Genomic DNA, 1,924 nt, shown 5'->3' on the forward strand with positions numbered 1-1,924 from the left:
TGTATGCTCGGCATGAGTATTATCTAACGGGTGCAAGTCCCTCGTGAGCCCTAATAGCGGGAATCACACAGCCAATGGCAAGGGTGTCCTTCGTGAGTTGGAATCTGAAAGAAGCCTATGGCAAACATCTGGCCTGACGGACAGAAACTTCATACAAGGCATTTGACCGTGGGTAAGGTTGCACGACAAACCAAAGCCCTATAGCTATTCGGAACGGTTGGTGTAAATGAAGCAGGTATAAGATGGAAAGATAATGCCCTTATCCGAGGAGGTCTCACGGACGTACGGACTAGTTTTTTTTTACGAAACGTACGGAGTAAAGCTTGCCGTGAGAAGTCAGCCGAAGTCATAGTAGTGAAGTTATCGATAAGTTTCATGAAGGACTGAACCTAATAATTAAACGATAGTAATTGAAAGTTACCTTATGAAAGGACGAATGCAGAAAATATCAGCTAATGCTAATGACTGCCCTCAAATAGATAGGACGGAATCCGAATGGTATGGGGGAGTGCAGACTTTCATGTGGATGACTGAAGACAACATCGTGGAAGTACCATTCGACAAGGAACATCTGTTTGAACTTGTTCTTAGTCCCTTTAATCTGAACAAAGCCTATAAAGCAGTAGTCAGAAACAAAGGGTGTGGCGGTATCGACAAGATGTCATGCGAACAACTGTTTCCATGGCTTTTGGCTAATAAGGGTGAGCTTATAAGTTCCTTGGAAAACGGGACATATCGTCCCAATCCAGTCCGCAGGGTTGAAATCCCTAAGGACAATGGCAAGAACCGCCTTTTGGGTATTCCTACCGTGGTAGACCGACTGGTGCAACAAGCCATACACCAAGTTCTGACACCAATTTATGAGCGTCAGTTCTCCATGACAAGTTATGGCTTCCGTCCGAAAAGGGGCTGCCATGACGCCCTACGAAGAGCGCAGAAGATAGTGGATGATGGCTACAGATATGTAGTTGACCTCGACCTTGAGCGTTTCTTTGATACAGTCAGCCACAGCAAGCTGATAGAAATACTCAGCCGTACTATAAAGGATGGAAGGGTTGTGAGTCTGATACACAAATATCTTCGCAGCGGTGTAATGACCCGAGGCCTGTTCAAAACAAGTACGGAAGGTACTCCCCAGGGTGGTCCCTTAAGTCCGCTGTTAAGCAATATTATGCTTAATGAACTGGACAAAGAACTGGAAAGACGTGGACACCCTTTTGTTCGTTATGCTGATGATGCGATGATATTCTGTAAATCGAAACGCGCAGTACAACGCGTCAAGGAATCGATAACCCGATTCATTGAAGGACAACTCTTTTTGAAAGTGAATCGTGAAAAGACAGTTGTGTCGTACGTGCAAGGAGTAAAGTTCCTTGGCTATTCTTTTTATGTGATGAAAGGGAAATGTCTTCTGACAGTACATCCCCAATCCAAGTCCAAGATGAAATCCAAACTCAAGGAGTTGACAAGTCGGAGTAATGGGTGTGGATATGAATGCAGAAAACAGAAACTTAAGGAATACATAAGAGGATGGGTGGGTTACTATCACTTGGCACATATAAAGCGTCTCTGTCTTGAAACGGACGAATGGTTAAGGCGACGCATACGGATGTGTATCTGGAAATCATGGAAGGCCCCCAAGACCAGAGTGGCAAACCTAAAGAGATGTGGTGTCCATGATTGGCAGGCATATCAATGGGGAAACACTCGACTTGGATATTGGCGTATAGCATGCAGTTGGATACTTACCTCGACAATGTCTAATGACAAATTGCGTAGGGCAGGATATGTTAATCTAATGGATTATTATCTCGAATGGCACCCAAAATAGGAACCGCCGTATGCCGAACGGCACGTACGGTGGTGTGAGAGGTCGGAAAATGAAAGTAGGAAGAAAACTACTTTTATTTTCCTCCTACTCGAT

The 1,924-nt window shown here is 44.6% G+C and carries 1 protein-coding gene; it reads left to right on the plus strand.

From position 1 onward, the window contains the following. Positions 1-424 precede the first annotated feature (424 nt). Entirely contained in the window at positions 425-1,831 is a 1,407-nt protein-coding gene (ltrA, locus tag HC965_RS26530) for a group II intron reverse transcriptase/maturase (RefSeq protein WP_191034208.1), read from the plus strand. Positions 1,832-1,924 lie beyond the last annotated feature (93 nt).

This window comes from Bacteroides sp. GM023, assembly GCF_014750685.1.
GTDB lineage: Bacteria > Bacteroidota > Bacteroidia > Bacteroidales > Bacteroidaceae > Bacteroides.

What these genes read in the sequence shown, in the direction of transcription:
- ltrA (WP_191034208.1), top strand. Translation starts at nt 425, where the DNA reads ATGAAAGGACGAATGCAGAAAATATCAGCTAATGCTAATGACTGCCCT.